The sequence below is a fragment of the Paenibacillus rhizovicinus genome (genome assembly GCF_010365285.1).
GTDB classification, from domain to species: domain Bacteria; phylum Bacillota; class Bacilli; order Paenibacillales; family Paenibacillaceae; genus Paenibacillus_Z; species Paenibacillus_Z rhizovicinus.
On the sequence record NZ_CP048286.1, the window covers coordinates 1,747,939 to 1,772,381 of the forward strand.

General features: G+C 56.3%; 23 protein-coding genes and 1 riboswitch. Of the genes, 5 read left to right on the forward strand and 18 right to left on the reverse strand.

Annotated elements, in window-relative coordinates; all coding sequences use genetic code 11:
- Positions 1–201: 201 nt before the first annotated feature.
- The 8 genes from GZH47_RS08100 to yyaC form a co-directional block, all read right to left on the reverse strand.
- Positions 202–918 carry a PilZ domain-containing protein gene (locus GZH47_RS08100; protein WP_162639627.1) on the reverse strand — a complete coding sequence of 239 codons (717 nt, stop codon included), beginning with the start codon at positions 916–918 and terminating at the stop codon, positions 202–204.
- A gap of 82 nt (positions 919–1,000) precedes the next feature.
- A riboswitch (cyclic di-GMP riboswitch) is annotated at positions 1,001–1,094 on the reverse strand.
- A 28-nt stretch (positions 1,095–1,122) separates the two neighbouring features.
- On the reverse strand, positions 1,123–2,205 hold the full coding sequence (locus GZH47_RS08105; protein ID WP_162639628.1) for an HD-GYP domain-containing protein: 1,083 nt from the start codon (positions 2,203–2,205) through the stop codon (positions 1,123–1,125).
- A 33-nt stretch (positions 2,206–2,238) separates the two neighbouring features.
- Positions 2,239–2,928 (reverse strand): GGDEF domain-containing protein, encoded by a 690-nt coding sequence (locus GZH47_RS08110; RefSeq protein WP_162639629.1) that lies wholly within the window; start codon positions 2,926–2,928, stop codon positions 2,239–2,241.
- Positions 2,929–2,948: 20 nt separating this feature from the next.
- Positions 2,949–4,616, reverse strand: coding sequence for a histidine kinase N-terminal 7TM domain-containing diguanylate cyclase (locus tag GZH47_RS08115; protein ID WP_225446399.1), 1,668 nt, complete (start codon positions 4,614–4,616; stop codon positions 2,949–2,951).
- Between the two features lie 113 nt (positions 4,617–4,729).
- Positions 4,730–5,944, reverse strand: coding sequence for a class I SAM-dependent methyltransferase (locus GZH47_RS08120; RefSeq protein ID WP_404823765.1), 1,215 nt, complete (start codon positions 5,942–5,944; stop codon positions 4,730–4,732).
- Positions 5,945–5,961: 17 nt separating this feature from the next.
- Positions 5,962–6,621: a DUF6483 family protein gene (locus GZH47_RS08125; protein WP_162639630.1), complete on the reverse strand. Its 660-nt coding sequence runs from the start codon at positions 6,619–6,621 to the stop codon at positions 5,962–5,964.
- A 66-nt stretch (positions 6,622–6,687) separates the two neighbouring features.
- Positions 6,688–7,533 (reverse strand): alpha/beta fold hydrolase, encoded by an 846-nt coding sequence (locus GZH47_RS08130; protein WP_192043593.1) that lies wholly within the window; start codon positions 7,531–7,533, stop codon positions 6,688–6,690.
- 86 nt (positions 7,534–7,619) lie between these two features.
- On the reverse strand, positions 7,620–8,195 hold the full coding sequence (gene yyaC / locus GZH47_RS08135; RefSeq protein ID WP_162639631.1) for a spore protease YyaC: 576 nt from the start codon (positions 8,193–8,195) through the stop codon (positions 7,620–7,622).
- A gap of 162 nt (positions 8,196–8,357) precedes the next feature.
- Here yyaC and GZH47_RS08140 point away from each other — a divergent pair, with 162 nt between their 5' ends.
- Positions 8,358–8,585, forward strand: coding sequence for a DUF1128 domain-containing protein (locus GZH47_RS08140; RefSeq protein WP_162639632.1), 228 nt, complete (start codon positions 8,358–8,360; stop codon positions 8,583–8,585).
- 137 nt (positions 8,586–8,722) lie between these two features.
- Here the strand turns inward: GZH47_RS08140 and GZH47_RS08145 are convergent, their stop codons facing one another.
- Positions 8,723–9,178, reverse strand: a complete 456-nt coding sequence (locus tag GZH47_RS08145; RefSeq protein ID WP_162639633.1) for a hypothetical protein — start codon at positions 9,176–9,178, stop codon at positions 8,723–8,725.
- 216 nt (positions 9,179–9,394) lie between these two features.
- On the opposite strand from GZH47_RS08145, the gene GZH47_RS08150 reads away from it, so the two are divergent.
- The gene (locus tag GZH47_RS08150) at positions 9,395–10,525 is read left to right on the forward strand and encodes an ROK family transcriptional regulator (RefSeq protein ID WP_162639634.1); all 1,131 of its coding nucleotides are present in this window, start codon (positions 9,395–9,397) and stop codon (positions 10,523–10,525) included.
- A gap of 54 nt (positions 10,526–10,579) precedes the next feature.
- Here GZH47_RS08150 and GZH47_RS08155 read toward each other — a convergent pair whose 3' ends face one another.
- The 6 genes from GZH47_RS08155 to GZH47_RS08180 all read right to left on the reverse strand — a co-directional run bounded on the left by GZH47_RS08155 (position 10,580) and on the right by GZH47_RS08180 (position 19,006).
- Complete coding sequence (locus GZH47_RS08155) at positions 10,580–11,776, reverse strand: hypothetical protein (protein ID WP_162639635.1); 1,197 nt, start codon at positions 11,774–11,776, stop codon at positions 10,580–10,582.
- Positions 11,777–11,800: 24 nt separating this feature from the next.
- Positions 11,801–13,093 (reverse strand): DegT/DnrJ/EryC1/StrS family aminotransferase, encoded by a 1,293-nt coding sequence (locus GZH47_RS08160; RefSeq protein WP_162639636.1) that lies wholly within the window; start codon positions 13,091–13,093, stop codon positions 11,801–11,803.
- Between the two features lie 194 nt (positions 13,094–13,287).
- A complete protein-coding gene (locus tag GZH47_RS08165; protein WP_162639637.1) occupies positions 13,288–14,841 on the reverse strand; it encodes a cell envelope integrity TolA family protein in 1,554 nt (517 codons plus the stop codon).
- A 232-nt stretch (positions 14,842–15,073) separates the two neighbouring features.
- The gene (locus GZH47_RS08170) at positions 15,074–16,654 is read right to left on the reverse strand and encodes a UDP-glucose--hexose-1-phosphate uridylyltransferase (RefSeq protein ID WP_162639638.1); all 1,581 of its coding nucleotides are present in this window, start codon (positions 16,652–16,654) and stop codon (positions 15,074–15,076) included.
- 45 nt (positions 16,655–16,699) lie between these two features.
- Positions 16,700–17,689, reverse strand: a complete 990-nt coding sequence (galE, locus tag GZH47_RS08175) for a UDP-glucose 4-epimerase GalE (protein WP_162639639.1) — start codon at positions 17,687–17,689, stop codon at positions 16,700–16,702.
- Between the two features lie 144 nt (positions 17,690–17,833).
- Positions 17,834–19,006 carry a galactokinase gene (locus tag GZH47_RS08180; protein ID WP_162639640.1) on the reverse strand — a complete coding sequence of 391 codons (1,173 nt, stop codon included), beginning with the start codon at positions 19,004–19,006 and terminating at the stop codon, positions 17,834–17,836.
- A gap of 245 nt (positions 19,007–19,251) precedes the next feature.
- Between GZH47_RS08180 and GZH47_RS08185 the strand changes: the two genes are divergently transcribed.
- The 3 genes from GZH47_RS08185 (at position 19,252) to GZH47_RS08195 (ending at position 21,672) form a co-directional block, all read left to right on the forward strand.
- Positions 19,252–20,109, forward strand: a complete 858-nt coding sequence (locus GZH47_RS08185) for an AraC family transcriptional regulator (RefSeq protein ID WP_162639641.1) — start codon at positions 19,252–19,254, stop codon at positions 20,107–20,109.
- A gap of 648 nt (positions 20,110–20,757) precedes the next feature.
- On the forward strand, positions 20,758–20,949 hold the full coding sequence (locus GZH47_RS08190; RefSeq protein ID WP_162639642.1) for a hypothetical protein: 192 nt from the start codon (positions 20,758–20,760) through the stop codon (positions 20,947–20,949).
- A 354-nt stretch (positions 20,950–21,303) separates the two neighbouring features.
- Positions 21,304–21,672 (forward strand): hypothetical protein, encoded by a 369-nt coding sequence (locus tag GZH47_RS08195; protein ID WP_162639643.1) that lies wholly within the window; start codon positions 21,304–21,306, stop codon positions 21,670–21,672.
- A 360-nt stretch (positions 21,673–22,032) separates the two neighbouring features.
- On the opposite strand, the gene GZH47_RS08200 is transcribed toward GZH47_RS08195, so the two are convergent.
- From GZH47_RS08200 to GZH47_RS08210, 3 genes are all read right to left on the reverse strand, one after another.
- Positions 22,033–22,194 carry a DUF1328 domain-containing protein gene (locus GZH47_RS08200; RefSeq protein ID WP_162639644.1) on the reverse strand — a complete coding sequence of 54 codons (162 nt, stop codon included), beginning with the start codon at positions 22,192–22,194 and terminating at the stop codon, positions 22,033–22,035.
- Positions 22,195–22,426: 232 nt separating this feature from the next.
- Positions 22,427–22,822: a hypothetical protein gene (locus GZH47_RS08205; RefSeq protein ID WP_162639645.1), complete on the reverse strand. Its 396-nt coding sequence runs from the start codon at positions 22,820–22,822 to the stop codon at positions 22,427–22,429.
- A gap of 386 nt (positions 22,823–23,208) precedes the next feature.
- Positions 23,209–24,303: an asparaginase gene (locus tag GZH47_RS08210; protein WP_162639646.1), complete on the reverse strand. Its 1,095-nt coding sequence runs from the start codon at positions 24,301–24,303 to the stop codon at positions 23,209–23,211.
- Positions 24,304–24,443 lie beyond the last annotated feature (140 nt).

Below are 24,443 nucleotides of genomic sequence, written 5' to 3' on the forward strand. Positions count from 1 at the left end.
TCGTCTACGTTCAAGAAGAAACGCTGCCTCCACCCAAGCGACGAGGCAAGTTTCTTCCCTTAGCAATATAAGCTGGTATAGCGAAAACTTATACATGCTTGCCCAATATAAATAAGGAAGACGCCGCCGGCGTACCGGCAAGACGTCTTCCTTATTCCTAGGTTTCATGCTAAGTTGATCCTATTTTCGAAACTGTCGATCCTATTGTCGGCTCTTCTTATCCTGCTTCAAATGGAAATAGGCGCCAACCTGCTTATGGATGAGAAATGCCCGCAAAGCCCTGTGCTGCAGCTCGTTCAGCTCCAGGAACCGAGCCCCGTACGTCGTCCATTCGGAGCTTTCATCCTTGCGGATGATCTCCACCTGGCATTCGAACGGAGCCTCCAGCTTCAAGGATGCGTCCACGATTTCGCCGCTGCTCAGTTTCGGACCGGCCGGCAGCTGGAACGCGACACCCGTGTCGCTGATGTTGCGCGTGACCAATTCGAACGTCTCTTCCACTTCCACAAGCGTAGGTTCATTCTGAACCATTAATGTCCTGGATTGTTTATGCTTCAACGTCCCCTGGACGACAGCGTCCACGCGCGGCGATTCGCGTCTTTCATCCAAGCCGGCGAATGATCGCTCCGGAAACAGGACGGCCAGCGCACCGCTTGCCTTCGCAATAACCGATGAACGCAGGCGATGAGTGCCAACAGGCGAATAGATGGTCAGGCTGACCGGGTCGCCCAGATCGAACTGCTTAAATTCGGTCAGCTCGATCTCCATCATATCTCCTTCCGCATGGGTCAATACGCCGGTTGAAACATAGCCGTCTTTCTCAATGACCGTTCGGCTGTGCAGCAACGCCTTGATCGAGAACTTCGGCTTGTCGCTGCCGTAGACGTCCTGGTTTTTCGCTTTCGTACCTCCGGTCAATTCGACTCCCCCTTATAATGAAAAAAAGCGCTTCCTATGCTTGGAGCCGCTTCTAGAACCCGGGTATACACCAGGGGTACATTTCGGCAGCCAGGCTGTCAGTTATCCGTCTTCGACGGACCTTAGACCCTTTGACTTTGCGTCCTTGCCTTTCGGCAAGTTTGCTAGTATCGATGTCTATGAAGTTGTTCGAGCTGACGCAGCTTACACTTCTTTGACAATCATCAGGCTTGGTTCGTCTTTGAGGTCGATTTGATAGCCGGTCGGCGGCGGCGTTCCGTCCGGCTCCCGGATGATGCGTACGGTCGGCCGGTGCACGGCAAGCGGATTATTCAGTGCGACAACCGCGATTTGCCCGGTATTGAGCAGCACCGACGTCGCGACGGGATAGATCGAAATATGCTTGCAAAAGATTTTGATAACGTCTAAATCGAAATACGTATTCCCCGCCGCGAACAGAAATTCGATCGCTTCCGATGGCGTAAACCGTTTCCGGTGCGGCCTTGTCGAGGTCAACGCGTCATATACGTCCGCGATCCCGACGATCTGCGCGTATTCGTGAATCTCGTCCCGCTTCAGCTTTCGCGGATAACCGGATCCGTCGTAGCGTTCGTGATGCTGCAGCGCGCAATGTGCCGACAAGAGCGATATATCATGCTGCGCCCGAATGATATTGAAGCCTTCTTCCGTATGCTTCTCCATCTGAGCCCGCTCGGCCGGCGTATAAACCCCGGTCTTCTTCAGCAGCTCCTTCGGTATTCTCGTCATGCCGACGTCGAACAGCAGCGCGCCCATGCCAAGCTCTTCCAGCTGATTTCGATTATATCCTTTGGCCAGCCCCATAATTCCCGACAAAATCGCGACATTGAGCGAATGATTGAACAGGTAACTATCGGCGACATGCATATTCGTTAAACTGACCATCATTTCCTCGCGTCCAATGAGATCCGTTATGATTTCGCTGAACACTTTCCGGAAGGTTCTCCCGAGCTCAGGGGCGATCGTTCTTCCTTTGATCACCGGCTGATCCATTAGAGAGGTCATCGTCTTGTAAATCACGTCCGACGCTCGATTCCGAGTGTCGTCCCTGATCGCCGAGGTCGGCTCCAATCCGTCCGTCATCGGATCTTCGATGAATAGGGTATCGATGCCGAGCCCCATCAATCTGTCGATGAAACGCTGGTTGAGCTCCACGCCGGAGCCGAGCAAGGTGTTCCCATTTTCCTGCAAAATAGGGCGGGCAAGCTTATCCCCCGGATTAACGGAGTGAATGTTGGTTTTTCTCATAGGTGATTCCCGCCTTTATCGCGTGCTAATCGTTTATGCCTGCAGCGCTGCCGGTTCGGTTTCTTGTGATTTGCATACATATTTGTCACCATACATTTTCTTATCGGCTGTATTCATCAGCTGGCTCAAATCTTTCCCTTGTTCCGGGAAAACGGCATGGCCGACCGCAACCGATAATCGAAGTCCGACTCGTCTGGAAACCACGAGCAGCTGTTCTTGAATTCGTTTGATCACCCGATCAATTGCCTTGTCGTCCGAATACGGACAAATCATGATGAACTCGTCTCCGCCCCATCTACCTACGAACTCGCCCCGATCGGAGCAGCTTTGAAGTGTCTCCGCAATCAGCTTAAGCGCCATATCGCCCTGCTGATGGCCTAGTCGATCGTTGACTTCCTTGAAATCGTTGACATCCAGCATAATAACCGTCATCCGCTTGCGTTTGCGGCTCGCCTGCCGAAGCAGCTTCTTGAAGGTCGTATCGATGAATCTCCGGTTGTAGGCGCCAGTCAAGCTGTCGATCGTCGCTTCCAGCCTCAGCCGATCGTAACTCCGGCCGAACATCCAAGCGGTCGGAAGCGCTGCGGCCGCCAGAACGGCTAACCCAAGCTGAACGGAAACAAGCATATGTCCTTGGCTCGATGACAGGTAACATAAACCCGCTGATACCGCCGTCATTCCTAATGACACGGCAGCAGCAATCCATCGTCCATGATTCGACATATCGCTGTTCCCCCTTCGGCTTAATAGTTAACGACTCGGTTGCGCCCATTGTCTTTGGCTCTGTAGAGAGCCGAATCGATGTTGTAAAACAATTCTTCCAAATAGCTCTTCACATCGTCGATCTGCAAGTCGGTTTGTCGCTCGACCACATGAGTCCCCATGCTGATCGTCACTGAAATCGGAGCCCTGCCGCGTCCCGTCGGCATGACGTTGGATTCCACGACCTCGCGAATGCGCTGTGCCAGCCGCTCAGCCTGCTCTTGATCCGTGTGAGGCAAGTAGACGGCAAACTCCTCGCCGCCGTAACGCGCCAAGATATCCGTACGCCGCAATGCTCCCTTGACCGCTTCAGCCGTACGCCGGATCACCTCGTCGCCGACGACATGTCCATAGGTATCATTGACAAGCTTGAACATGTCGATGTCGAACAAGAAGACGGCGAACGGAATTTTGTAGCGCAGGTTCGTCAGCACTTCGTGCTCCAGCTGCTGCATAAGAAACCTGCGGTTGAAGCAGCCTGTCAAGCTGTCCGTGATCGCCATCTGCTCCAGCTTCCGGTTGGCTTGAAACAGCTCGTCCTGCATATAGATCAGAGCGCGATTCCGCTCTTGCAGCGACGTGTTCTGTTCCTGAGATTTCAGGACATGGGATTTCAGCTCCGTAATGTCTTGAAGGGTAATGACTTTGCCCAGCAATTTGCTTCCGATAATTATTGGCGCTGCATGCAAGGACCAATATTGCTTCGGATCATGCTTGATGACGAGCTCCGTATGCGCCCGTTCGCCGGACTGCGAGCGGTACAACCGCATGAATGCCTCTTCGGTACTTGGGTCCAACAGATGAGCAGCAAGAAGCGCTTCCATTTCGAGCCTCTTGCCAAGGACGATATTAAGCTTGGGACATACGTTGCGGTTGATCTCAATAACGAATTCTTGCTCATCCAGGACGATGATGCCGACCGACAGCGTATCCACGACGTCCTGCTGCGCGATCTTCACAAGATCAAACGAACGATGCTTCTGCAGCGAGTACAGGAAGAAGATGTCCGAAGCTAATATGCCTAACGATGTGATACCAGGAATAACTGGCAGCCAAGGATCCAGCAAGACGTTCACCAACAGATCGAGCAGCGGAAGCGCAACCATTACGACGAGTCCGAGCAGCGCATTCTTCAAACGCGCACGTTCGGCTTGCTCCGTCTGGATACGCGCCTTATGCCAAAGCAATCGGGCCGAATATTGAAAGTAAGCAACGAGCAATAGAGACATGCACCAGAAAACCGGGCCGTATTCCCGTTCTCCATAGTCGCCATTAACGGGGGCGACGAACAGGTTCGCGGGATTCCAGATCATTGCGACAGACAGAAGCAGCGACGGTGCTAGAAATGACAGCACAACGTTTCGACTAGGCTTATAGTAGGCCCCGTGCGCAAGATACTTCGTAAAGAGCAGCCAGCCGAAGCCAAGCATCGATAAACCGACAAAGGATAGAGTGATATAGATGATCTGAAGGTGTGGACGATCTGTCGTGTGGACGCCGACCTGGCCGATGGGCCAAATCATCATGAAGAAGTGGAAGAGCAGATAAACCTTGTATTGCGCAGTGATGACGTTCTTGGCGAACACATAGATGAAGATGGAAAACAAACCAATGAGCAAGCCTAAATCCATGCCTATCTTAAGTCCCATGTACTCCACCCAAATCACTAGATAATTTTCTATGAAAAAAGACCTGGGACAATCTGCATATTCTCTTCCATTCTATCACACAGTTCAGATATTCGACAATAAGCGTTGTTACGTTATTTGACATCCCCGGCTGCGTTTTTGAGCCTGTCCTCAAGCGCGCGTTCCAAGTAAGGCTTCGCGCTGAGCATGTCCCTGAATGCCTCGTATTCCCGCCATTTCCGAAGGGCATCGCTGCCGCTTCCGGCTGTCCTGACCGCTCGGATGAGCATGTTCTTCGGCGTATGCTCCGGATCGATGAATTCCAGCATTTGCACGCGATAGCCCAAGACTTCCAGCAGCTGCGCGCGTATAGCGTCCGTTGCGAGCGCGGAGAAACGTTCCTTCAGCAGCCCGTGCGACAGCAGCGGCTTCATCGTATCGTTCGCGATCTGCTTGAACAGCTCATGCTGGCAGCAAGGGACGGATAAAATGACGGAAGCTCCCCATTCGACCGCCTTCACGAGCGCGGCGTCCGTTGCGGTATCGCAAGCATGCAGCGTGACGACCATGTCGACTTCCGTCTGATCCTTGTAATCGGCGATATCCCCGACTTGGAAGCGAAGCCGGTCATAACCAAGCTTGTTCGCGAGCTCCGTGCAGAATGCGATCACATCCGCCTTCAGGTCCAGGCCGACGACAGAAATCCGGCGTCCTTGCTGAACAGCGAGCAAGTGATAGAGCGCGAAGGTCAAGTACGACTTGCCGCAGCCGAAATCGACGATGGTAATCTCCCGGTCAGCCGGCAGGTAAGGCAGCACGTCCGTAACCATCTCGAGGAAACGGTTGATTTGACGGAACTTATCCTGCTTCTTCGCGATGACCTTGCCATCCTTCGTCATGATGCCAAGCTCCACCAGGAACGGCGCCGCTTCTCCCTCCTGCACGACCCGCTGTTTCTGCCGGTTATGGGACAGCGTTTCGTTCTTCTCGGCAGCCGACGGCGAGGTCGGCTTGCTGAGCACCGCCGCCTTGCCTTTCTTGGAGAAAAGCACCTGCACGTCGGCTTCGTCCGTCCGGATCAACGCCTGCCGGTAGTGCTCGATGAGCCATTCCGCCATACGCTTCCCCGCTAGGTCTTGCGGGACGTTCTCGTGCGTCACTTTGTTATCGATGTAATATTGAAACTGGTAGTGGAGCGACCCTCTCAGCTCCACCGGCCGAATGACAGTCTTGGCAGGGATACCGCCGTCCTTGCGGCGCAGCTGACTGAACGTCGCTCCTCTCAGCCTGCCCTCCGCAACCCACTGCTCCATGTCGCGCTGCCATTGTTCTTTGCTTTCGCTTTCCATATGCTTTCGTTCAGCTCCTAAACCGCTTCGATGTCTTGTTTGATTCGTTCCAGCCCGTCCGCGACTTCGTCGCGCGGCAATCCTCCGGCCTCCAGCGATTCATCCGGGAGCAGCAGCAGCCTGCGATAGAACTCCAGCGCTTCCTCGCGAGGGATCATGCCGTCTTCGAGCAGCTCGTGAAGAACGTTCTCCGCTTCGTCGTACCGCCGGTCGCCTTCATGCCATTCCCACATCAGCAGCTTCGTGGCGCGCGGAAGCTCGTAGCCGTCCAGCTGTTCCGCCATGTCGGCCGCTTCTTCCGACGGCGTCCGCAGCATCGCGGGCGCATCCAGCAGCGCCAGGCGCATGAACAGGTGGAATGCCTTCAGTTGGAGCGGGTAGCTTTGCTCCGTTCGGCCGAGCTCGTTCAGAATGGCCGCCTCTTCTTTCATTAATAGCGCAACGCCGCTTATGTTCGCCGTTTCGACGACGCCGTTCGTCGTCATCATCCGCACGAGGTCGGCGTCGGACAGCTGACGGATCAGCTTGCCGTTCATCCGAAACTTCTTGTCCAATAAATCATCGATGACGAGCAGCGCTTCCTCCTGCTTGCGCTGCTGGCGCAGCCCCATGATAACGCCCGCCGCTTCGCCCATCTCCTGAATCATCCGCATAAAAAAATCCCGCTGAAATACCATCGCCGTTCCTCCCCCAGTATCAAACGCCAAACGCGGTGCCAGTGTTGCAAACCGTTCGAGAAAAAGTCACTTATGCTTATTGGCGTCCAGGAATGCGAGCAGCTCCGCGGCCAGCCGCTCCGGCGCTTCTACCATGCTCATATGTCCGCAGTCTTCCAGCAGCGACTGCGTAACCTGCGGTCCGTCCGTCGTAAACGTGTTCGCCGGCGGAATGACTCCGTCCTCCGCGCCCGCGACCAGCAATCGCGGCACGGATAATCCGTCCAGCACGCCCGTACGGTCAAGGCGCGCTTTCATGCCAAGCGCGGTTGCCGCCGCGCCTTCCGCGTCCGTCCCCAAGCCGATGTCGATGATGCTCTTCACTTGACCGCTCATCGATTCCCGGTGAGACGGCGCGAACAGCTTAGGCACCAAGCCTTCCACGAACGGCGCGATCCCTTCCGTCCGGAGCGCGTGCGCCGCTTTCTCGCGGTTCCCCTTCGCCTCTTCGCTGTCCGGCTTCGCCGTAGAATGCACAAGGCCGAACGCGGCCAGCTTATCGGGATACAGCTCCGCGAAAGCAAGCGACGCATAACCGCCGAGCGAGTGGCCGAACAAGGTGACGGCATCGGCGTTCAAGTGCTCCAGCAGCAGTCTGAGATCCGATGCGAAATCTTCCATCGCATAGATGGGCTGCCCCGGTGAGGTGCTGCGGCCATGACCGCGCAGATCCGGCACGATTAACCGGCCCGCTCCCTCCAGCTGCGGGAGCACCTGCTCCCAGTAAGCGGAGCTGCCGCAGAAGCCGTGCAGAAGGACGATTACGCGATCCGAATTCGCTGTGCCGGCGGATTTTGAATCGTAATAGGCGATCTTCTGTCCGTTCGTCATTGTGAACGCTTGGTTTGCTATGGAACGATGATCCGTTGTCATATAATTCCTACCCTTCTCAATTGGCTAGCGCAGCTTGCCGAGTCTGTCCGATCCTTATCCAGCGCAACAACATTATGATCGCAATCTCATGCCTTCAATCTCATGGCCTCTACTTCCGGCTGGCTCCAAGCCGCCTGCACGGCGCTGGCCAAAGCCCGTGCCATGCCGAGCACCTCATGCAGGGACGCATGTTGAATCGTCCAGTAGGGCTTCACGCTCTTCGGGCCGACAATGCCGGCAATGCTGTAATGCCCCGCAGGGGATAGCCGCTTGCCGACCGCATGTCCCGGGAAGAGCGGTCCTTCGCCAACGATATAACCCGGTTCCTCTTCCTTACTACCCAAACAGGCATCGATCGCAATCGTCAATAACGACTCCGGAATCGCCGATTTCAACGATTCGTACCGGTCCGCGTCGCAGGGATCGTCCAATGTGCCGACTACGCGGCCCCAGCCCGACTGCTTCAGCAGCGTGCCGACGAGCGGTCCGAACGAGTCCCCCGTCGAGCAATCCGTTCCGATACATAAGAAAGCGACCTGGTCGCGGTCCGGTTGAACGGCTGCCGCCTTACGAAGGAATGCCTCCACGCCTTCGATGGAGACGCGCTGCCTGTTCACGGGATCTTCCGCGCGCCCTCTGCGCGCTTTGGCCCGGTTTCCCATGGGTATCGCTTCCTCCTCGTTCCAACTGTCCTCATTGTAACGAAATCGGCCCTCCGCTTCAAATCGGCAGGTTCGCTCGGAACGGCAGTGGCGGGCCGTCCTCCGTCATGCTACAATACCACTACAAAACCAACAGGCCGTTCGAATAGGAGGAGAAATTCAATGAGAAACTTAGAAGAACCGAATGTAGACAACATCGCCTATATGATTGAAGAAATCAAAAGCAAGCTGCGCATGGCTTCGGGAGCCGCGATGCAAGCGACCAATTTCAGTCTCCAAAAATACGAGGATCTGCGCGATGTCTACGAGATCGTTGCGAGCAAAGATAAATTCAGCATCAGCGAAGTCGAAGCCATCGTATCCGAACTCGGACAGCTCCGCGAGAAATAAAGCCCTTTTTTCGTTTACAATTAATTACATTTTACGCCATAGTATGACAAAATAAAAACCGGGCGCCTGCTGCGTCCGGTTTTTACTCGTTTCCAATAATTTACTTCTTTTACCACTATCGCATAGCCTCATTGCTGCTAGCTATCCATACCGTCTTCGTCCGATGGCGACGTTCCCGAAGCGATGATCGACAGCTTAATGGAGACCGTCTTGTGCTCGCCCTTCAGGAAATAAGCAAGTCGTTCCAGCTTCTCCGCAAGCTCAGGTCCGCTCAGCGTCACATTGAGCTCGTAGCCGAACTGGTCTTCCGGAGCGGTACGCCCGCCTGCCGCATAAGGGGCTGCCGTGTAGGCCTCGGCCGCACCGCGCGAAGCAAGCAGCTGCTCGGGCGAGAATTTATCCGATTTGTTCACGACGCGCTCGTAAATACGCAGTTTCTTGAGCAGCATGTAATATTGAGCGGAATGCTTGAAGCCCCACGCATCGCGTATGTCCTTCAATGTATAATCCATCTTCCATTGTTTCAATTTCTCCACTTGTTCTTCGGTCGACAAGGCCAGAAATTCGTCAATCGGCAAAATCGGTTGTGGCATCGATATTGACCCCCCGGATTTGGAAATTAAGCATCAACATTTATTTTCGCCGTTAACTCCATTTTTCCTTTTTTTTATATAAAAATATTCCAGTTATTTATTATGATCCTATTACTCTTGCTGATACATCAACCGTTATCCTTTCGCGTGATTGACTTTGCGTACTGTAACTATGATAATTTACCTAATAAATTAATTCATAACGAGGTGATCAGCATGGGCTTGACCCCATCCGAGAAAGCCATCTTGATCGCCATCGGCGCGAACGACGGCATCTCGCGCAAGGAACTCGCCAAAACGACGGGGTTATCGCAAGGTTCGATCACGCTCCTGACCAAATCGCTGCTGAACAACATGTACATCGTCGAAGGCGACCGCATTAGCAGCGGGCTCGGAAGAAAAGAAGTGCTGCTGCATACCCATCCGGACAAATTTTATTTTCTCGGGATCGATATCGGGGGGTACCGCGTGCGCATGGCCGTCTCGGATAACCGCTTGACGATCCTTCATGCTGCCGAATTCCTCGTCGCCGACGTCGATAAGGACGCTTCGAAAGAAGATTTCATCGCCGCGTTCGCCAACGATTTCATCGCCGGCATCGGGTGGCGGACGGCTTCGATCGCCGCGATCGGGGTTGGAGTGACGGGCATCGTCGATGCCGGCAAACAAATCATCTTAAGCATCCCGAATGCCCTGAATTGGGGGCAGCTCGACCTGCCGCAAGCGTTCCGGGATTCGTTCCAATGTCCTGTTTACGTGGAAGAAGGCGGACGAACGTTATTATTAGCGGAGAAATTCTTGGGGAAAGCGAATGACGAGGATGATTATATCGTCGTCCATAGCGCGTTCAGCGTCGTGGCCGGCATGATGATCAGCGGTCAGATTCTTAGGGGAGCGCGGAACGTCGGCGGTCTTCTGGGCCATATTACGGCGGATCCGAACGGTTTGCGCTGTACGTGCGGCAATTACGGCTGCCTGGAGAATATCGTGACCTATCCGATGCTGGAGAGAGATTATCTGCTCCGGGAAGCCCGTTATCCGACGCTTGTCGAGGCTTACCGCCAGAACGATAAAACGGCGATCGACGTATGCATCGAAGCCGGTCAGGCATTCGGCATCGCGCTGAGCAATGTCGTCAACTTATTCAATCCCGTTGCCATCTATATGGGCGGTCCGATGTTCGATGATTTCCCGATCCTGTTCGAGGAGATGAAACGCACCATTACGCTGCGCGCCAACCGGTTCGCGACGATGGGGCTGAAGATGGAGAGAAGCTCGCACGGCCATCATCAAGCGCTGTACGGCACTTTGATTCTGGCGAAGCACGAACTCCTCTTCAACGACTGATCGTTTGTGGCTTTCGCGAGCGGATTGCGAGTTGATTGCTAACGAATTTCGGCCCTACTGCTGCTGCTTCAATGCCGCCAACAGTTCTTCGACGTCCGCAAGAAACCGCGCCTCCACATCGTCCGCATACGGCGTCGTATTCATCTCGTAACCGCCCAGACCGTCGCGGAACGCCGTATGGCTCGGGATGTACCCGGCATATCCGTTCGCCACTCCGCATGTCAGCGTATACGGAAACGGCGAATTCTCCTTGATCCGATCCGCATAAGCGTTGAATACTTCACCGGAAACCGACAGCAGCGCGATATCCCCGAAGGCGATGCCCGATAGTCTGACGGATAGCTCGCTTGCATAAAATCCTTCGCGGGTCGGGTAGGCGCATTCGGTTTGCACCGCCTTGATCGCGCCCGGGCGTACATCGGTCAAGCGGTTCATGGCCTCCTTCAGCTCTTCGCTGAACACGCGCGCCCCCGCGCGCACAGCCGGGTACGTATCCTCCTTCGGGCCGTTATCGCCGTACAGAGGGCAGACATCTCCCGAGAAGCCTTGAAGAAACAGCGCAACGATCCCCTCTTCCGCTTCCGCCTCGAGTTCGCTCATCGCAAGTCCGACGATGTCCGCGCTTATTCGGGACGTCGAATTTCGGACAGCCGTCGGATGCACGGCGAAATTGATCATATACCCGAGCGGCTCGCCGTCTTCTTTCACGAGCCTGACCAATGTAAAATCCCGATGAATCGAAACGGACAAATCCGCGTTCAGATGCGGCCTGCGAAAGGCCGAAATGCCGCTTTGCCCCGTGCACGCTTGCAGCGTAACCGGGACGAGTCGTTGGCGCAATGACGCAATAGCTGCCGTGATTCCAGACAGAATCTTCTCTTGGAATTGCGCCGGCGCGGTATGCGTATGCGTCGGATTGACCGATACGCTCGCTTCCGGCACGCCGGCCGCCGCCGCCCAGGCCGCTCTCGTTCCGCTCGGAAACGTGGGAATGAACGCTCGATACACGCCCGGCTTACCGCCGGGATCGGCGACACGGACGACTTCCTCGTTGGATAAACAGCAATCGATACCCACGATGACGCTTCTCGCCTTGCCATCATCCACGATCAATATTCGAGCATATAGATCATCCAGCACATCGCTGCGCGGATCCGCGATATTCGTATCGGGATCATACCCTTGCAGCGGAGCCGGCTCTTCCGGCGTAATCTTCACTTTGCCCATCGCGGCTTTGATCGTCGTTGTCACGAGTCCGTATCCCCTTTCCGCTGCCTATTGGTTCTGCAAAGACGTGCCGTTCTCCGCTTGCGCCATATGCGCCGCCACTTTGCGGATGGCCTCGATCGCGTCCTGGCAGTCCTCGCTTGTCGTCGATTGATGAACCGAAACGCTGATCGCCCGGCCAAGCAGCTCCAGGCTCCGCGGACACATATTCTTGTCGTACTGCACATTGCCTTTGTAGCTCGCGCAGTTCCAAGGCGTGTCATTAGGCGTGGCGCCGCGCTTGTCGAGCACGTAATCCCAGTTCACGTAGATATGCCGATCCGCGAAGCCGTTGTTGTGAATCGTGCCGTTCGGAATGCCCTCGGCAGACAGCAGCTCCGAGAATGCCAGCGCACGCTGGCCGTCCGGCAGGAAGAACACCAAACTGTAGGATACGTCTCCGTCCGGATCGGGCACTCGCTGCAGCTGGATGCCTTCGACGTCGGCGATCCCTTCCACGATCATCTGCTTCGCCTTGCGCAAACGCGCTACCACCGAGTCGATCTTCTCGGATTGCGCAAGTCCAAGCGCTGCCTGAATTTCGCTCATCCGGTAATTCTCGCCCGCGAAGGACGGGATTCTCGCCGTCGGTTCAACGCCCCAGAACGTGACCGCGCAGTCATGGTAAACGCTTGCACGAGCTTGCAGCTCGGCATCGTTCGTCACGACCATACCGCCTTCTCCCGACGTGACCACCTTGTATTGCTGGAAGCTGAAACAGCCCGCATCGCCGATCCCGCCGAGCGGCCGACCTTTGTAAGAACCCCCGTTAGCCTGGGCGACATCTTCAATAACAGCCAGTTTGCGACGGCGGGCAATCGCCATGATTTCATCCATTTGGCAAGGCGTTCCGCGCATATGTACAGGGATGACGGCTTTGGTGTACGGCGTAATCGCAGCTTCGAAAGCGGCCGGGTCCATCGTGAGCGTCTCGTCGATTTCAACGATGACCGGCACCGCCCGCGCAATCAAGACCGCCGCTGCCGTCGCGATGTAAGTATACGCCGGGACGATAACTTCATCGCCTGGCCCGATTCCGGCTCCGACAAGCGCGCTCACCAGGGCGGACGTGCCGGCGTTAACGGCTAACGCGTGATCGGTCTGCGTGCGCTCCCGATACAGCTGCTCCAGCTTCGCTGCCTCCGAATCCTGCAAGCCCTCGCCATAGAATCGAAAGACGCGTTTCTTCTCCAACACTCGCATGACATAGCTCTTCTCCATGTCATCGAACTCTTCCGAACTAATAAAAGTCGGTACCCAAGGCTTCGTACGAATCGGGACGCCTCCATGCTTTGCTAACATCGCGCTCATCTCCCATGCGTTCTATTGTCGCTTCGGTAATGCCATGCTTATATATTTTAATGATTAAATTATAATCCCGTCATATTGCCGTGTAAATGATTGTGGTTAAAATAAACTCACTCTTCCTATACACACAAAGAAACGGCGGCGCAAGGTTTCCTCCTTGCACCGCCGTCTTCGATCAAGATCGATGGTTATGCCAAACGTTTGGTGATACGCCCGATGCTATTATCGACGGACTGACTCAATTGGGCTTGCTGTGCCATAAGATCTGAGACTTGATTGTATTTATCAAAGTCCGCCTGGAACACTTCTCGATAGACGGTGTAGTCTTTCTCAAAGCCTTTGTTGTCCGTAAGCGTTATTGTATCCGATGGAACGGCTTGAGTCTTGTACACCCCTGCTTGAGATAACCGGGTACCGCTGCTCAACTGCAATACCGCTTCCCAATCATCGGACGGCGAATAACCAAAGAATTGATCATATGAATAGCTGGATATAAAATAATTGTCCGAATAACTAATCGTTACATTGCCAATGCCGTTCTGGATTTTAGAATTGACATAAACATCAAGATCCTGCACTTGCGATAAATCCTTGATGATCCCATAATTCAGACGCGGATGCTCCTTGTTAAAGCTTGCTAAGGCCGTGTCTTTATCCATGATGTTCTTCATATCCGCTAAAATGATGCCTACATCGCTTTGTTTCATCCCAGGCATAGCGTCAATAAAGGCCATATCTTTATAAAGCTTCGTAATCTTACTCGTTTTCTTACCCTCAAATATGGCGATATTATCTCTCAAATCACCAAGGTAGGCTTCATTCACGCGCTCTTCCATATAAGCTTTCATTTGGGCATCGGAGGATTGATAGATACTGATCAGCTTCTCCGTATTTCTCTTCTTCAGATTGCTGTCGAAACTTTTAATCAGCTTCTCATTCGCATCCGCCGCATTTGAATCCGACCTGCCCAACAAGCCGCCAAACCAACTCGCTAGCTTGGATCCGGTCGACTGCTTGTCTCCGTCAGCGGATTTCACTTCCTCCGCCGCTGGTTTATCTATCTCCTGCTGGGCTTCCTTGGCTTCTGCTTGGGCAAGCTTCGCTTGATTGTCGGCCTCCTGCTGGGCTTTCTTAGCTTCTGCTTTGGCAAGCTTCACCTGTTCTTCAGCTTCTTTCTTCGCCTTATCCTCTGATGCCTTTGCCGCTTTCTCTTCCGCCTGTTTGGCCAGCACGGCTTGATGCTCCGCTTCTTTCTTCGCCTTCGCTTCGGCTTCCTTCGCCAGCTTCACGCGATTGTCCGCTTCCTTCGCCGTTCTTTCTTTGGCCTCCGCAATCGCTTGTTCCTCGCTCTGTTGAAGCTGCATGGCCGTATACGCAGCAGTATGCCGGCTGCTTAGAACGGAGCTAGACACAAGCATCCCGACAAACAACACAAGGACAGCCGCAATCCATCCCGTTATCTTCAATCCTGTTCTGCTGCTCCTGAATAAAGGCAATTTGCTTCGTATCTTCCCCACGTTCGTTATGAGCGCAAAGGGCAGTATTATCACGAAAAGAAGTATAGAAATATTCTCCCACATGGAAATCCGATTGTCTGCAGATGATGCCGACGAATCTTGACTGCCCAAAATCAAAGCCATTGCGGCAAACAAGAGGACCGCATAGCCTGCGCATGCTGCGATTTTCTTCCATAGCCGTCCCGTCCTAAAGCCTGGTATTCCCAATTTCCCGATGCGCTTCATTTCTATTAACCCCCATCATCTCTATCCTATCATTCGACAAAATTAGGTCTATTGTATCACCAAGTTCCAGAATTATACAATGCAAACAAACTTAAGAAATGACGAAGACGACCAGGGATGAATGTCCTCCAAACGAAACTTTAACTAAAACTAAAAACCAAAAAACCTTCACAGCCGAGTTACGAGGCCATGAAGGTTTTCAGATGTTACCTATAATATCGACAATTGAATGCTAAGCTTGCTCGACAAGTCCGAGCGACAACAGGAATCGCGCGAACGCCTCCTGGCCTTCCGCGGTCCGCTTGTAGACGCCGGCATCCCCAAGCACGGCCAGGAATTTGCGGCCGACCTCGTCCTGCAGCAAGGCTTGCGCTCGTTCAGCGGACAAGCGCGTGCCATGCTCCGCGATCATCGCTTCGATCCATTCGGCATGCTTGCCGAGCGGACCGTTCCGAATGGCATCCGCATCAGCCGCCGTCTCGCCCGTCAGCAGCCGCGCGATGGCTTCAAGCTCGTCTTTGAGCCGGCCCGGAAGAACGGCAAGCCCCATCACTTCGATCAAGCCGATGTTTTCCTTCTTAATGTGATGCAAATGCTGATGCGGGTGGAAAATGCCGTCCGGATGCGCCTCGCTCGCCCGATTGTTCCGAAGCACCAGATCCAGCTCGTATTGGCCGTTATCGCGCAAACGGGCAATCGGCGTTATCGTGTTATGCGGCACCCGTTCGTCATTCTTGTCCGTAAACGCGAAGATCTCGGCTGCCGGATCGCTGTAAGCCCGCCATGCATCCAGGATGTCGCCGGCCGCCTTCAGCACTTCCGCCTTATCGTTGCCGTTCACGCGAACGACGCTCATCGGCCACGCGACAATGCTGTACGTTAAACCGTTGCCGGACGGATGCACGAACGACCGCTCGGCGGCCGCCGTCTCCATCGGGAATACGTGACGGCCGGCTTGGAAGTGGTCATGGTTCAAGATGGAACCGCCCACGATCGGCAAATCCGCATTCGAGCCGATGAAGTAATGCGGGAACGCATCGACGAAATCGAGCAGCCGCGCGAACGTGTCGCGCGTGATGCGCATCGGCACATGCTTGCCGTGGAACACGATGCTGTGCTCGTTGTAGTACACGTACGGCGAATACTGGAAGTACCAGGTATCGCCCTGAAGCTCCAGCGGCACGACCCGCAGGTTCTGGCGAGCGGGATGATCCGCGCGTCCGGCATAACCGACGTTGTCCGCGCAGAGCAGGCATTTCGGATAGTTGCTCGGCGCCATCGTCTTCAGCAGCGCGATTTCCTTCGGATCCTTCTCCGGTTTGGACAGGTTGACCGTTATTTCCAGACTGCCGTACTCCGTCGGCTGCTCCCAATATTGGTTCTTCGCGATGCGGTCCATGCGAATGTAATTGGAATCGATGCTGAGCCGGTAGAATTCATCCGTCGCTTTGATAATGCTCTCGCGCTCCGCCGTGCGGCGGAACCGCGCGGCCGCTTCGGACGGGCGCGGCATGAGCAGACCCATGATGCGGGCATCCAGCAAGTCCCGGAACGTCAGCGTATTATCCGGAATCAGACCGATGGAAGCGCCGTAATCGAGCAGCGGCTCCAGCAGCGAGACCGGACTTTCCAGCCGTTCTTCCGGCACTTCGCCGGCATACGCTTCCGTCAATCCGAACAAGTCGATGAGGGCATTGCGGGCGTAGATGCTATCGAGCGGCGGCTCGATCATGCCGCGCTGCGCCGCGAATTGAACCAATCGTTCGATGAGCAAGAGCACATCGTTCGTAACAGCCGTCTGTTGTTGCGTCATGTTAATTCTCCTTCTCGCTGTAAAGCTTTGACCGGCCTTAGCGGATTATTGCTTGTTGTATCCTTGCGGGTTGCTTTGATGCCATGCCCATGCGCTTCCGATAATGTCTTCCAGCTTGTCGCGCGTCGGGTTCCAGCCAAGCTCCGTGCGCGCGCGGTCCGACGATGCGACCAGCACCGCCGGGTCGCCGGCGCGGCGCGCTTCCATGACGGCCGGAATGTCGCGGCCCGTCACTTGGCGGGCGATGTCGATGACCTGCTTCACCGAGAAGCCGGTTCCGTTGCCAAGGTTGTAGACGGCGCTGTCTCCGCCTCTGCGCAGCCGGTCAACCGCCAGGACATGCGCGTCCGCCAAGTCGCTGACGTGAATGTAATCGCGGATGCAAGTACCGTCTTCCGTCGGGTAATCTTCGCCGAAGACGGAAATATGCTGGCGCTGGCCGAGCGCGGTTTGCAGGACGAGCGGCACCAGATGCGTTTCCGGATTGTGGTCCTCGCCGATCCGGCCGCTGGCATGCGCGCCGGCTGCGTTGAAATAACGGAGCGCGATATATTTGACGCCGTACGCGACATCGTACCACTTCATCATCTTCTCCATCGCAAGCTTCGTTTCGCCGTACGTGTTCGTCGGAAGCGTGCGGTCTTCCTCGTGAATCGGGATATTTTCGGGCTCGCCGTACGTTGCCGCCGTCGACGAGAAGACGATGCGTTTCACGCCGTGGGCGTTCATCTTCTCCAGCAGGCAAAGCGTGCCGTAAACGTTGTTGTGATAATACTTGCCAGGATCCTTCATGCTCTCGCCGACCAGCGAATTCGCGGCAAAATGAATGACCGCGTCAATGCTGTTCTCCGAGAAAACCGTATCCAGAAAATCGCCGTCGCGCAGGTCACCGACATACAATTTGCCGCCGAGCACCGCATCCCGATGGCCTTGCTGCAGGTTATCGACGACGACGATTTCTTCCCCGCGCTCGATAAGCGCCGCAACCGCATGCGAGCCGATGTAGCCCGCGCCTCCCGTTACTAATACTGCCATGATGATTCTCTCCCTTCTCTATTTGGTACTGCTTATATATGAAGCCTGTGATGAAGTGATTGATGAAGTGCCTAGACCAGGCGTTGAATCAAAGGGCTGGATGAGGTGCTAGACCAGACGTTAGATCAAAGGGCTGGATGAAACCTAGACCAGGCGTTCCACGCCGTTGCCGATCGTGCAGACGTAGAAGTCCGCGACCAAGCCTGTCGCTTCCGTGTATTGACGGCCGACTTCCGCCTTGAACGTCTCGATGCTGTCCTTGTGCACCAGCGATACCGTGCAGCCCCCGAAGCCTGCGCCCGTCATGCGCGAGCCGAGTACGCCGTCAACCGTGCGCGCTGCCGCCACCATCGCATCAAGCTCGGCGCCCGTCACTTCGTACAAATCGCGGAGCGAATCGTGCGATGCGTTCATCAGCTGGCCGAAAGCGGCGAGGTCGTTCGTTTTCAGCACGTTCATGGATTGAAGCACGCGGTCGATTTCTTCCACGACATGCTGGGCGCGATCGCGGACGACGCCATCCTGGATCAGATGCTTGTTGGCATTGAAGTCTGCCAGGGACAGCTGGCCGAGCAGCGTCAGGCTTGGGAAAGCCGTTTTCAAATCCGCTACCGCTTGCTCGCATTGGCTGCGGCGCTCGTTGTACTTGGAATCCACCAAGCCGCGGCGTTTGTTCGTGTTGCCGATGACGAGCTGGTAGTCGCCGGAGTTGAACGGCACCAGATCGTATTCCAGCGTGTCGCACATCAGGAGAATGGCATGGTCCTTCTTGCCGTTCGCGACGGCGAACTGGTCCATGATGCCGCATTGGACGCCGTTGAATTCATTTTCGGATTTCTGCGACAGCAGTGCGATCTGGACCGTATCGGTTTCGCGTCCCTCCATCGTCAGCAGGCCGTATGCCGTCACGACTTCAATGGATGCGGACGACGAGAGGCCCGCGCCGTTCGGAATTTCGCCGTGGAACAGCAGGTCGTAGCCGCTGCCGAAGGTCACGCCTTTGTTCTGAAGCTCGCGCACGATGCCTTTCGGATAGTTCATCCAGTCGTCCGCTTCATCGTAGACGATCGGGGCAATCGGCAAATGCTTGTGTTCCGCGAAGTTCGTCGACGCGAGGCCGAGCTGGTTGTCGCCGCGTTTGCGGATGAGCAGCGTCGTGCCGAAGGTCAGCGCCGCCGGAAAAACATAACCGCCGTTATAGTCCGTATGCTCGCCGATCAGGTTGACGCGGCCAGGGGCATGGAAGATCGAAAGTCGTTCGGAAGATTCGCCGTATACGTTCAGAAATCGTTGTGTCAGTTCTTGCAAGTTTGCCATTATGCCACACCACTTTCTTGGGATTATAGTAGTTGAGTCTTGCAAGCTGCCGCGGGAATCAAGCAAGAAACGCCCGCCGCTGATCCGCTTGTTTCTAAATTCAGTATAGCCGAAGGCTGTGCCGCACGAAATGGCTTGATGTGAGAACGGGATGGAATTTTGTGACCTCCTGTCGATCAACCGTTTCGCCTTATGTTACAATGTACGTCAAGAGAATGAATTGTAAATGAAGGAGTTTCCTATAAATGGAGCTGCATACGACCTATACGGTCTTGTCCAATCCCGTGCCGCATGAGCATGGTGATTTATATGTACTCTTCGCGGGAGAAAGCCAAACGAAGCCCAGCCATCTGGTCGGGCCCAAAGTCTATGACTTCTATTTAATGCATCATGTGCTGTCCGGCTCGGGCTACTACATGTGCGCGGGGAAGCGGCACGAGCTGCGCGCCGGCCATACGTTCCTCATTCATCCCGACCAGCTCATCAGCTACGAATCCAGCGAACAAGACCCGTGGCGCTACCGGTGGATGGCCTTCGAGGGCGGAACGTCGGCGGCGCTCGTCGCGGAAGCCGGGCTGGAGCCGGGCGCTCCCGTCATCGACACCGGCCGGAATCCTCGGATCGCGGTGCTCTATCACAATATGCTGCGCGCTTTCCGACAAGGCGGCAGGTCTGCCGACCTTCGGGCGACGGGCTATCTGCAGCTGCTGTTCGCGGAATATACATCCGTGTTGACGGCCGCCGAGACCGCGTCCCAGCAGCAGCGGGATGAAGGCGAAGCGCTGACGCAACAGGTGCTGCGCTACTTGTCCACCCAATATGCCGAGCCTGTCTCCATCGAAAACATGGCGGATTCGCTAGGATACAATCGCGCTTATCTGTCCCGCTTGTTCAAGCGGCAAACGGGGATTACGCCGGTTACCTTCCTGCTGAAGCTGCGCATCGACAAAGCGCACCTGCTGCTCCGCGAACGGCAGGAACTGACCATCGAACAGATCGCGGCGTCCGTCGGATTTCAGGACCCGTTGTATTTCTCGAAGCAATTCCGGCGGTTCTACGGGCAGAGTCCGACGGCTTATCGGGAGGCGATGAGGGCGTTGTAGGGGATGAGGGCGTTGAGCGCCTAGGCGGCGGGGGCGTTGTGGCGCCTAGGAGGCGGGGGCGATGAGTGGCGTTGTGGCGCCTAGGAGGCGGGGGCGATGAGTGGCGTTGTGGCGCCTAGGCGGCGGGGGCGTTGTGGGCGTTGTAGCGCCTAGGCGGCGGGGGCGGCGGGCGTTGTGGCGCCTAGGCGGCGGGGCGTTGTGGGCGTTGTAGCGCCTAGGCGGCGGGGCGGCGGGGGCGTTGTGGCGCCTAGGCGGCGGGGGTGATGAGGCGTTGTAGCGCCTAGGCGGCGGGGGCGTTGTGGGCGTTGTGGCACCTAGGCGGCGGGGGCGTTGTGGCGCATAGGCGGCGGGGCAGGTTGCGGCGCCGAGGTGACGGGGGTGATGAGTGGCGTTGTGGCGCCTAGGCGGCGGGGGTGTTGTGGGCGTTATGGCGCCTAGGCGGCGGGGTGATGAGGCGTTGTAGCGCCTAGGCGGCGGGGCGTTGTGGGCGTTATGGCGCCTAGGCGGCGGGGGTGATGAGGCGTTGTAGCGCCTAGGCGGCGGGGGTGATGAGGCGTTGTAGCGCCTAGGCGGCGGGGGCGTTGTGGGCGTTATGGCGCCTAGGCGGCGGGGGTGATGAGGCGTTGTAGCGCCTAGGCGGCGGGGGTGATGAGGCGTAGTAGCGCCTATGCGGCGGGGGCAGGTTGCGGCGCCGAGGTGACGGGACGCCGCAGGCTTGGGCTGGCTGCGGCGGCGAATCTCGGGGCGACGACGGCTTGGGCTGGTTGCGGCGGCGAGCTGGCGGGGCAACGGCGGCTTGGGCTGGCTGCGGCGGCGAGTTGGCGGGACGACGACGGCTGACGAGGTTGGCGAATGTAACGAATCTCAGTAACCTTATTTGCCTTGAAATCGACCGTTCCGGCATCTAACGAATCCTACACGCGCTATCCTTGCTCGAAGTGCCGATTCAGGCCTGTTTTCGCTCCTTTTCACAGCAATAATCATTCCTGGGTTCGTTAGAATCAGAATAGCCCCGATAACACGCAAATAACGCTCGCTGAGTTCGTTAGCCTCCGACAGATGCCGCCACGACGCATGCATCGCCCCCGCGTACTACTAAACGCAAGAAATCCGCACATCCTGAAGGGCGCGCGGATTTCTTGGACTTGTTTTAGGAAAGCGGCTTTCCAACTAGAAGGATTGCCTTCGTCCGGCTTGCCGCTAGACTCTTCTTCTGCCGAAGAAGAACAACAGAATGAACAGTACCAGGAAGACGACGCCAATGGCTGGCTGTGGCGACGGAATGGCGGGGCGACTCCGGCTGGCTGGGGCTGGCTGGGGCTGGCTGCGGCGACGAGGTGGCGGGACGACGGCGGCTTGGGCTGGCTGCGGCGACGCAGTCTCGGGGCGACGCCCGCATGGCTGGTTGCGGCGATGAGGTGCAGGACCGACGGCGGCTTGGGCTGGCTGCGGCGGCGAGTTGGCGGTACGATGCTGGCTTGGGCTGGCTGCGGCGGCGAGTTGGCGGTACGATGCTGGCTTGGGCTGGCTGCGGCGGCGAGTTGGCGGGACGACGACGGCTGACGAGGTTGGCGAATGTAACGAATCTCAGTAACCTTATTTGCCTTGAAATCGACCGTTCCGGCATCTAACGAATCCTACACGCGCTATCCTTGCTCGAAGTGCCGATTCAGGCCTGTTTTCGCTCCTTTTCACAGCAATAATCATTCCTGGGTTCGTTAGAATCAGAATAGCCCCGATAACACGCAAATAACGCTCGCTGAGTTCGTTAGCCTCCGACAGACGCCGCCAAGACGTATGCATTGCCCCCGCGTACTACTAAACGCAAGAAATCCGCACATCCTGAAGGACGCGCGGATTTCTTGGACTTGTTTTAGGAAAGCGGCTTTCCAACTAGAAGGATTGCCTTCGTCCGGCTTGCCGCTAGACTCTTCTTCTGCCGAAGAAGAACGACAGAATGAACAGTACCAGGAAGACGACGAACAATATCTTGGCGATGCCGGCAGCGGCCGAAGCCAGCGTGAAGAATCCGAGCACCCCCGCCACCAGTGCAATAATGAAAAACAGTACCGCGTATCCTAACATAACCCATCACCCTTTCGGTCTCTTTTCGTTATCCATGTCTGTTGCTCTTGCACGACTTGCATACTTGCTTACTTGGCATATACACGCACTCCGGCCGGGTTGAAACGCAGTCATGTTCGATCCCTGCCTTTAGCGGGACGATTGGCATGCCCGATACGAACGACGCGCATCAACGCAAAAAACCTCCGTTTCAGGCGAGGAGGAGTGGTCGGTAAAGCGGTATTTTAAACGCTTAACTGCTCAAAAAACTGGTGGTTCTACGCATAAAATCGGTCCAATCCGAAGAAAATCCGATGTTGCTTCCCCAGCCGTTCGTCCTCAGTTTAGCTTCGAGCCGTTCGAAGCTCTTCTTGCTCTCTTCATCCAGCGTTAGATCATGCGTCCCTTTGTTTTCGATGTAGGTGTTGAGGTTCATATAGAGGCTCCATAAAGTATCGCGTTCATGATCGGACAATGTCCTCGCATATTGCCCCGTCTCGATCGTTCCCCTAATTCCTTCTTGCACATTGCGAATAAGAAGGACGAGCTGTTCGGCGGAATTCCAGTCATGAGCCTTTTGATAAGCGATCTCCATTTCAAGCTGCACCAAACCTTGTTGAATTACAGCAGCCGTAGACGGATTCACCATCTCGATCCGATCTTTGAGCTGATTAACCCTGAATGCTTGATAGATCTTCTCCTTTTGTAAATGAATTCCAACTTATGCATAGGTTATACGCTTGGCGTTTTGATGGGGTTGCGCAGGACGGGTTGTTTCACAAAATAAATATAGCGTTGTGTTAGGCGTGAAGGTGCGGCGCGGAAAGTGCTTCGGGGCTGGTGTTATGTAAGTGCGGAGCAGCTTCTCAATTTGAGCGCTTTACGCACGGGCTAGTATTCTAAGTGGCGAGGCAGATTCCGAGTAGTAAGATGCCCCCGCTAGCGCCGCAGCTGCTTCGGCGCAAGCGCTGCGCAAACGCAAAAAAACCTCCGAACGCGCGCTGCTGCGCGCCAGTTCGGAGGCGGCGATGGCCTCTAGCTGCGATCCGCGATCCGCAGCTCCAGGCAGGGCTCCCGCCGGCCTGTAACCTGGCCGGCGTCATTGCGCATTTCCGGCGGGATCTGCCGCCGGATGCTGGCAATGACTTCCTGGCCGAGTCCCATCTGCTCCAGGATGGAGCAGACCGCTTCCGGCCAGGGCGATTCCGTGCCGTCGGCGAGCTTGACGACGCCGGCGATGCCTTCGCGGCCCAGGGCGAAGACGAAGACGCCCTGCGCGCCGCTCTTGGCGACGACGTTCCCGTCGCCAAGCATAATGCTCGCGAGCCGGCCCGGCCCCTCGACCAGGGCCGGGTAGCTGCGCATGGCTGCGGCGATCCGCCCCGCCGCAGCGGCAAGCGCGCCGTTCGCCGGCGCTCCCGCGGCGGGCGCAGCGCCCGAAGGGCCGCCGGAGCTTGCAGCGGCGGCGTCCCACGCGGCGAAGCGCGCGTAAATAAGCGCTAGCCGCCATAGTGGCAGCGCGAATACGGGCAGGCCGCAGCCGTCGAACGCGACGCCGACGGCTTCCGGCTCCACGTCCGCGAGCGCGGCGACCGTCCGCAGCAGCTCCTGCTGCAGCGGGTGCTCCAGCTCCGCGTAGGAGTCCATCGGCCAGCCGCGCAGCTTGCACAGCGCGAGCATGCCGATATGCTTGCCCGCGCAGACATGGTACAGCTTGCGCGGCTGGCCCCCGCGACGGATAATCTCGTCGCGCGCCTCCACGTTCACGGGCATCTGCGGTCCGAAGACGAGCTGCTCCTCCCGTACGCCCATCAGCGCCAGCATCCGCTCCAGCACGGCGATATGCGCGGGCGTGCCATGGTGCGACGCGCACATCATCGCGATGGCATCGTCTCCCAGACCGTAAGCCTCGGGAACGCCGCCCAAGATGGACGGCAGCGCCTGGATCGGCTTCGCCGTCGAACGCAGGTACGTCCAGATCGAAGGATCGCCCGCTTCTGCCACAATCGCGCCGGAAGCCGAGACGACCGCAGCATGGCCGCCATGCACATTTTCGATCGCTTCGCCGCGCGTCGAGAGAACGAGCGGGACGCCAAGCACGTCGGCCGCTGTCGGTTTATGAATTGTCATCGTAATATCCCCTGTCGTTTTTCAATGCTGCGCTGCATAAGATTCCAAGAGATTATTTTACCACGAAAGGCCGTCTTTCTCCTACCATCCCTCATTCCCTATTAGCCTATTCGCCCATGCCATGTTCCGTTTCTGTCCGC